This is a genomic window from Moorena sp. SIO4E2 (genome assembly GCF_010671945.1).
Lineage (GTDB): Bacteria > Cyanobacteriota > Cyanobacteriia > Cyanobacteriales > Coleofasciculaceae > Moorena > Moorena producens.
Genome location: NZ_JAAHIE010000334.1, coordinates 1 through 8,276 on the forward strand (window position 1 = coordinate 1; position 8,276 = coordinate 8,276).

8 protein-coding genes are annotated in these 8,276 nt (G+C 44.3%); 5 read left to right on the top strand and 3 right to left on the bottom strand.

From position 1 onward, the window contains the following. Positions 1 to 220: 220 nt before the first annotated feature. A complete protein-coding gene (locus F6K37_RS26105) occupies positions 221 to 364 on the bottom strand; it encodes a hypothetical protein (protein ID WP_287253209.1) in 144 nt (47 codons plus the stop codon). Positions 365 to 394: 30 nt separating this feature from the next. On the opposite strand from F6K37_RS26105, the gene F6K37_RS26110 reads away from it, so the two are divergent. From F6K37_RS26110 to F6K37_RS26120, 3 genes are all read left to right on the top strand, one after another. Continuing rightward, a complete protein-coding gene (locus tag F6K37_RS26110) occupies positions 395 to 1,366 on the top strand; it encodes a threo-3-hydroxy-L-aspartate ammonia-lyase (protein WP_287253210.1) in 972 nt (323 codons plus the stop codon). Between the two features lie 186 nt (positions 1,367 to 1,552). Next, positions 1,553 to 1,828 (top strand): hypothetical protein, encoded by a 276-nt coding sequence (locus tag F6K37_RS26115; RefSeq protein ID WP_287253212.1) that lies wholly within the window; start codon positions 1,553 to 1,555, stop codon positions 1,826 to 1,828. Further along, positions 1,821 to 2,054, top strand: a complete 234-nt coding sequence (locus F6K37_RS26120) for a DUF2283 domain-containing protein (RefSeq protein WP_008187086.1) — start codon at positions 1,821 to 1,823, stop codon at positions 2,052 to 2,054. The genes F6K37_RS26115 and F6K37_RS26120 overlap by 8 nt, the downstream gene beginning before the upstream one ends. 440 nt (positions 2,055 to 2,494) lie before the next feature. On the opposite strand, the gene F6K37_RS26125 is transcribed toward F6K37_RS26120, so the two are convergent. After that, the gene (locus tag F6K37_RS26125; RefSeq protein ID WP_008187090.1) at positions 2,495 to 3,646 is read right to left on the bottom strand and encodes a hypothetical protein; all 1,152 of its coding nucleotides are present in this window, start codon (positions 3,644 to 3,646) and stop codon (positions 2,495 to 2,497) included. 74 nt (positions 3,647 to 3,720) lie between these two features. Here F6K37_RS26125 and F6K37_RS26130 point away from each other — a divergent pair, with 74 nt between their 5' ends. Then, positions 3,721 to 3,882 (top strand): hypothetical protein, encoded by a 162-nt coding sequence (locus F6K37_RS26130; RefSeq protein WP_287253216.1) that lies wholly within the window; start codon positions 3,721 to 3,723, stop codon positions 3,880 to 3,882. A gap of 398 nt (positions 3,883 to 4,280) precedes the next feature. On the opposite strand, the gene F6K37_RS26135 is transcribed toward F6K37_RS26130, so the two are convergent. Next, the gene (locus F6K37_RS26135; RefSeq protein ID WP_008187092.1) at positions 4,281 to 7,121 is read right to left on the bottom strand and encodes an Ig-like domain-containing protein; all 2,841 of its coding nucleotides are present in this window, start codon (positions 7,119 to 7,121) and stop codon (positions 4,281 to 4,283) included. Between the two features lie 6 nt (positions 7,122 to 7,127). On the opposite strand from F6K37_RS26135, the gene F6K37_RS26140 reads away from it, so the two are divergent. After that, a complete protein-coding gene (locus F6K37_RS26140) occupies positions 7,128 to 7,364 on the top strand; it encodes a hypothetical protein (protein ID WP_131827060.1) in 237 nt (78 codons plus the stop codon). Positions 7,365 to 8,276: the final 912 nt, after the last annotated feature.

Below are 8,276 nucleotides of genomic sequence, written 5' to 3' on the forward strand. Positions count from 1 at the left end.
TTGGCTCTATCGATTCTCTACGGGTCCTGCTTAGGTCTTTTGAAACAAGGGTATTGGGTACCATTAGTCCCCTCAGCATTGGCTGTGGTGGTTATTGGTAGTTTTATTGTTCTCTATGATCAACCTTAACCATATCCTCTAAAATTGATCAAGTAATCTCAGAATTGAGAATTGAGAATTGAGAATTGAGAATTAAGAATTGAAAATTAACAATTAACAATTAACAATTAACAATTAAGTAAGCGCGTTTCTGATACTGATCAGGTACATTCAAGTTTCTTACCCCGACTCCCGATTCCCGATTCCCGATTCCCGACTTCCTACTCCCTCGGTGCGCTTTCCGTAGGCGAATTAAATTCGCCACGGGTCGCACCGCTCCCGACTCCCTACTGCTATGGAACTGCAAGCATTACCCGTAACCTACACTGACATAGAAGCCGCCGCTAAACGCCTATTGGGCAATGCCCATCAAACTCCAGTCCATACCTCCAGGACTGTCAACCAGCTCACCAAGGCTCAAGTCTTCTTCAAATGCGAAAACTTCCAACGTATTGGTGCCTTTAAGTTTCGAGGGGCTTATAACGCTCTGTCACAACTATCTGAAGAACAAAAACAGCGAGGGGTTCTCACCTTTTCTTCTGGTAATCATGGCCAAGCGATCGCATTATCTGGCACCCTCCTCGGTATTCCCACCACTGTAGTCATGCCCAAAGATGCCCCAGCTGTCAAGCAAGCCGCTACCCGTGGCTATGGTGCTGAAGTAATTTTATATGATCGGGCTGAATTGAGACGGGAAGCATTAGCGGAAGAGTTATCACGCGATCGCAAACTCACTATCATTCCTCCCTACGATCACCCCCACATTATTGCTGGACAGGGTACTACGGCCAAAGAACTCCTAGAACAAGTCGGTCCACTGGATCTGTTACTGGTGTGTTGTGGTGGTGGTGGCTTACTCTCCGGATGTGCGATCGCAACCAAAACCCTATATCCTAATTGCCGTGTGATTGGTGTAGAACCAGCACAGGCCGATGATGCCACCCGTTCCTTCCATAGCAAAATCCTCCAAACTGTTGACAATCCCAATACCATTGCTGACGGAGCCAGAACTCCCAGCCTGGGTAAACTTACCTTTCCCCTAGTCCTTAATTACGTCGATGACATGGTAACTGTATCGGAAGCTGCGATTATCCGTACCATGTTTTTCCTCTGGGAACGGCTCAAAATTGTAGTTGAACCCACTGGTGCCTTAGCTGCTGCTGCCCTACTTGAAGGTATCATTAACATGCCCAATGCTCGGATTGGTGTCATTATCAGCGGTGGCAATGTGGATTTGAAGCAAATTGCTCAATTGACTGGAAACTAGGTATTAGAAGTATTAAGTTTTAAGGATTAAATATTAAGGATGAGGTATTTTTAGGATGGTACGAAGTATCCACCGTAGGCGATCGCGTTTTGGTTAGAATTGGAAGATATTGTAAGAAGGAGTGGGATTGCTTGCGTGTATTATAGAAGTTGTGCTCGCAACTCAAACTTCAGCAACGTTTAACAAATGCCACAAATTGTCTGGTCAAATTATCTACAGTATCGAGCCGAACTCAGGGGATTTGACCTAGCTAAGATCGAGGAAATCCTGAGATTTTCTGGAGAGAGATATTATGATACCGTCACAGGCAGACAGATCGCAGTTGGCAAGCACGACAATCAGTTAGTCATAATTCCTTATGAACGCAGTGGTGATTTGATAACTCCAGTAACCATCCATAGCACCACCCGTCAACAACTACGATTCCGCTTAAGAACTGGGAGATTTACAATTAATGAATAATGCCAAGATGACATACTTTGAACAAGAGGATATCCTTCACCTTACCCTGTCTGATGAACCAGAAGCAGGTAGTGTCGAGATTAGTCCTAACATTACGGCCGAACTCAATGAAGCAGGAGACTTAATTGGAATAGAGATTATCCAAGCAAGTGCCTTCATCCGAGACGCCATTGTAGAATCAGCCCAGGGGAAGCTCTTGAATCTTTCGGGTAAGCATTCAGCTTAGGGACTTGCGTGTCAAAAAAATCCCAATTAAAGGGTGGGCAAAGTTATGTTATCTAGAAGACTGATTTTAACCAAAAGGTTTTTGCCTGATAGTAGGCTGGGCAAAGTTATCTGATCTAGAAGAATGATTTTAACCAAAAGGTTTTTGCCTGATAGTAGGCTGGGCAAAGTTATCTGATCGAGAAGAATGATTTTAACCAAAAGGTTTTTGCCTGATAGTAGGGTGGGCAAAGTTATCTGATCTAGAAGAATGATTTTAACCAAAAGGTTTTTGCCTGATAGTAGGGTGGGCAAAGTTATCTGATCTAGAAGAATGATTTTAACCAAAAGGTTTTTGCCTGATAGTAGGGTGGGCAAAGTTATCTGATCGAGAAGACTGATTTTAACCAAAAGGTTTTTGCCCACCCTACTTCTTACCAAACCACACTAAGTATAGGAAAATTACTTACTCGCTATCTCAGATTTTTGGTTTAAATCTTCCACTAACTTGACTAGATCACCATTAGTCTCTGCCCATGACTCCCGCTCATTCCTAACTTTACCGAGGTGGGATTCAATATTTGCTGGTGTAATTAGAACACCAAAATCCTCTGGAACAGTCTGAACTTGATAACTGAACAGGCGATTCAGGATTAGATCACCTACTTCCTCGCGATAATGAGAGCTATCCCAATAGTTTTTCATCCCTTCCCTAATCGATTCTGTGGTAATGCTGTTATAACCAGAAAAATCCCACAATGGTGTAATCTCCACTAACCGACGTTTCCATTCTTCAAACACTGGCCAAAGTCCAGTAACCCTAAGACTTTCCCATTGAGTAGCATGGGATGGTGATATAAATACTTTTAGCTCTATCCCTTTTTCCTTACAGGTATCAACAATGTCTTGAAGATCATCCAAAAAACTATCGGAAAGTCGATACTCTTTATAATATCCATCACTTGTCATTAAGCCCTTGAGCGTGTCCTTAAACCTTCCTAGTGAAGGTTGATCGGGCTTATTGTTATAAACAAAACGCATACCATGGGCATCATAAAGATAGTAAGCCTTTGACTTGATACTAGAACTTACGGTTGATTTGGTAGCATTCAGCGCGTTTAGGGATAGGGTCGAATTAATCAACTCTTGCAGGGGAATAGTTTCTTGATTAAGAAGACTTTCCTTAAAATCTGGAGCATTAGTTTTCAAGTCATTGAACATGAAAAAATCAATACCAATCACAACGGTTTTTAAATCCGGTTGATTAGTTATAGCATGGTCAAAATAACGTTTAACTTCATACATATTTGGACCAACTAGTGCCAAATTGTATCCGGAGTTTCCTGGTTTCAGTCCTGGGTGGTTTGGGTTAAGTCCCAGGTCAGTTCGTGATGAACCTAACAAAACGATTTTGGGTTCATTACGAATAACATCTATAGCCTTGAATAGTCTGACATGGTTAAATTGTTCAGGTTTTAACTGATTTAGACCGGGTAACTCTGGGCTATTTATGACTCCGTAAGGGTCAACAGCAGCGTTCAATAAGCCAAACCCAAATAAACTGGGAAAGGTAACTGCTGCCAAGGTTAGGTTAAATCGACGATAGGAGTTCATATATATAGGATGGTAGATGGGATGGGATTGCTATAGTGCTATTCGATTTTTAATTTTACCAGTGAAAATATTCGATGAAACAAAAAAAAACCTCAGCTGATACTGAGGCTTGTAGGGTATATTTGCTTGAGGTAAGCATTCAGCGGTCAGCGGTCAGCGGTCAGGGGTCAGCGGTGAGCAGACTTATAGCGCTACGCGCAAGTCCGCAAGTCCGCAAGTCCGCAAGTCAGAAGTAAGCGATTACTTACGTTTCGGAGTTTAGGAGCGATGCAGAGGTGCGACCCGTGGCGAATTTAATTCGCCAAGGTCAAACGCACCATTACGGTCTTGGGGAGGCAGCGCGGTCTTGGGGGTTCCCCCCATGAGCGACTGCCGTGGTTTCCCCCACTCGCGCTTTGCATCAAGACAATGTCAAACATCTGAATGCGTAGTGCTATAACTCAGATTAAACTTTTGCTTACCTCTTTTATTCAAAAGCACCGATTGCGCTACAGGCACGCTGCGCGAACAGTAGCGTGCCTGTAGCGCATTAGCTGATACGCGACACGCTGATAGCTTTAGTCCAAAATCTAGAGTAATTGTAAGGTGCGTTATTAACGCACCCTACTACTAGGAAAAAGCGTCCGCAGTGTGCTTAGGCAACACTTAAGTTAACCTGTACTACCACATCGTTGTAGTCTTGGTCACCACCACCAAACAGATCCTCGAAACCAAAGGTGTTATCCCCTAGCAGGCGAACGTGGTCAACTCCATCTGGGTTAGCCCCCACGAAAGCAAAGAAGGCATTCAGGTCGGAATCCTCTTGATCTGCATTAGAAGGATTATCAGCTAGGAACTCCGCTACTGTACCATCGGAAATCAGGAATGGAGCCAGTAGTACCCCACCGGATACTCCAGCACTTAAGTCTACCTGATTGGATAGTGCAGCTTGTGCATAACCAGCATTACCAACATTGATACCGTTAACTGTGCCACTTTCATCATCAATCCGATACCAGCCAATGGTATTATTGAAAGAAGCTTCACTGTTGACCACAAGACTACCAGTCACTGTACCAGTCACATCGGTCAAATCCAGCAGTTCCCGTTGCCCTTGAATCTGGGTAGTGCCTGTTCCCACTGGCGGAGTCGAACCTGAACCGTCTGAGACAATCACAGTTGCATCATTGAAGTCTCCGTCATTGCCATCTTCAAAGCCCAAGGTTAACTGACCATTGCCATTGTCAGTTACCTGTACATGGTTCTGACCATCGCTATTAAATGAAGCACCACTGAAGAATACGTTGGAGGTAGGATCCTGTCCCCCTAGCACCCCATCTTTAGAGCCACCTTGGATTACGTAGAATACCAGGTTATCGTTGACGTCAAAACTGTCGATGGTGCGGGTGGCTTGAGCAGTACCTAAACCGTCAGGGAGAACAGAGAAAATTGTCTTAGCCTGAGATAGAGCAGCTTGTACATAACCACTCTGACCAGGGGCAATGCCATTGATTGTACCTTCGGCACTATCAACAGCAAATACTCCAATTTCACTGACCTCACCAGCCTCGCGACCTGTAAGAGTGAATTGGAGTTGGGATTGTCCAGCAGTGTCGCCGGTAATGGTGAAGGTATTATTGGCATTCTGAGTCAGAGTCGAGGATACCGGACCACTCTCTTCAATGGTGATGTTAACAGTGCCTGTGCTAGTACCGCCACTGCCATCGCTTACCTCAAAAGTCAAGCTATCAGTGCCAGTGAAGTCCGCATTTGGCGTATAGATAATAAAGTCATCTGTCGGATTATCCGGAGTGCCATTATCATTGACTGCTGCCGTACCGTTGGTTGGCTCCGTGACAATTGCAAAACTTAGCGGATCGCCATCAGGATCAGAGTAGTTAGCTAGAACATCAATGGTAACTTGAGTGTTTGGCTCAGTGGTAGCAGTATTGTTATTGTTTGTCGCTACTGGAGATTGATTATTAGTGACATTAACGTTAACGGTAGCTGTGACCGTAGCATTAGTGCCATCACTGACCTGGTAGGTGAAGCTATCAGCCCCAGTGAAGTCCGCATTTGGCGTATAGGTAATGGTGCCATCAACGTCATTGACTACTGCTGTGCCATTAAATTCCTGCGGTTCAATGGTTACAGTCAGCCCATCCCCATCAGCATCAGTGTCATTACCTAGGACATCAATGGTAACTGCGGTGTTTGAAGTAGTGGTAGCAGTATCGTCTACCGGTACTGGAGGTTGATTAGGATTAGTTACCTCAACGTTAACCGTAGCTGTGACTGGAGGATTAGTGCCATCACTGACCTGGTAGGTGAAGCTATCAGCCCCAGTGAAGTCCGCATTTGGCGTATAGGTAATGGTGCCATCAACGTCATTGACTACTGCTGTGCCATTAAATTCCTGCGGTTCAATGGTTACAGTCAGCCCATCCCCATCAGCATCAGTGTCATTACCTAGGACATTGATATTAACTGCAGTGTTTGAAGTAGTGGTAGCAGTATCGTTGTCTGCTACTGGAGGTTGATTAACATTAACACTAACCGTAGCTTTGACCGGAGGATTGATGCCATCACTAAGCTGATAAGTGAAGGTATCAGTGCCAGTGAAACCATCAACAGGAGTATAGGTAATGGTGCCATCAACGTCATTGACTACTGCTGTGCCATTACCGCCCTGCTGGTCAAGGGTTACAGTCAGGGGATCTCCCTCAGGATCAACGTCATTAGCTAGGACATCGATAGTAACTGCAGTGTTTAAATCAGTGCTTGCAGTATCGTCTTCCGCTACTGGAGGTTTATTAGGGACATCAACGGTAACCGTAGCTGTGACCCCAGGATTGATGCCATCACTGACCTGGTAGGTGAAGGTATCAGTCCCAGTGAAACCATCATTAGGAGTGTAGGTAATGGTGTTATCTTGATTGACTACTGCTGTACCATTAAATTGCTGCGCTTCAATGTTTACAGTCAGGGGATCCCCTTCAGGATCAGAGTCATTACCTAGGACATCAATGATAACTTCGGTACTTTGATCAGTAGTAGCAGTGTCATCTACTGGAACAGGAGCTTCATTAAGTAGGTTGAAGTCAATATAATCAAGTCGAATACGTTCATCATCGTCACTTTCCCCACTAATGGTGATTTGAGTCCCCTCGGGAATAAATATGCTATTGCTAACGGTCAGATCCTTGAACGCATCAGCATCAGGAAAAATACCAGCATTAGGATTGGGATCATCGAGAGTGAATGAAAATGTCTGATTACCAATGGTGACACCGACTGTGCTATTCCCGTCTGTCTCATCAGCAACTTTCAGGATGACCTGGTAAGTGCCACTGGGCAAATCAAAGGTTGTAGTAGCAGTGCCAGTGCTATTACCGTCAGGTAAATCGATCAGTTTATTATTTGAAGCAGCGTTATTATCACTAACTTGAAAAGTATTTAGAGTAAAGCGGGGGTCATCAAATTCAAATCTCGGCATAATATTTTGTCTTACAAAACTCCTCAGTTGCTAAGGCTGTGGGCACTTAACATTGACAATAATCCTAAGCATATGCGCTACGCGCAGGCTACGCCAACAGCTATTAGCTATCAGCCATCAGTGCTCAGCGGTCAGCTGATAGCTGATAGCGTTTTAAATCAAGAGAGTAAGTCCATTAAGCATTCAGCCGTCAGTCCTCAGCCGTCAGCCTTGGCCAAAAGGCCACGCTACGCGAATGGCTGACGCTATTGGCTGATAGCACCTCAAGTAGCACCATCTGTAGCGCATTAGCTGATAGCTGATAGCTTAGCAGGTCATAGCAAGATTGCTGTTGAACTTATCATTAATAGCTGATAGCATATATTGGATAGCACGACGCTGAATGCTTATCTAATGATCTACCAATAAATAAATACCTACTTACCTCCAGATATCCGGATTTATTTTCCAGATTCATGGCCAAATGTAAGATAAACTAGTAAAGATTAACCGATGCTATAATATAATATATAAATATATTTTTGCTTCATAAACATGAATAAATTATCGGTTTAGCATTATTTATATTTGGGAAGGATAATATTAATTGTAATGAAGCGATCGCTTCATTACAATTTCTCACGTAATATCCCCTATAAAAAGGAAAGAGCCTTGCCATTCATGCTCTTTCCTTGCCGTCAAAAAATCACCTTATTCATTGATGCCATGAGTTTTTTTTTATGTCACTATTATTCGGATAAATTCATCAAGTCTTTATAGTAGTAATTTTCTATTTCTGCTAAATAAGGGAATCGGGAATCGGAACCCACCCCTAACCCCTCCCAGGAGGGGAACGGGAATCGGGAATCGGGAGTCGGGAGCGGTGCGACCCGTGGCGAATTTAATTACGGGTCAAGCGCACCGATGGAGTCGGGAGTGAAGTGTGGGAAGTGTGGGGAGATGGGGAGTCAGATCAGCAACGGTTTGTCCCCCCCTTATTAAGGGTTTGTCCCCCCCTTATTAAGGGGGGTTAGGGGGGATCCCCACTTTCCACGGGGCTTTCAGCGATGCAGTTGCGTAGGGTGGGTTAGGGACGGGCTAGCCCTGATTTTCTGCCTGTTCGCGGTTAGGTTGCTGCCCGTAACGCACCACTGTATTGATTATGCGATCGCTAAT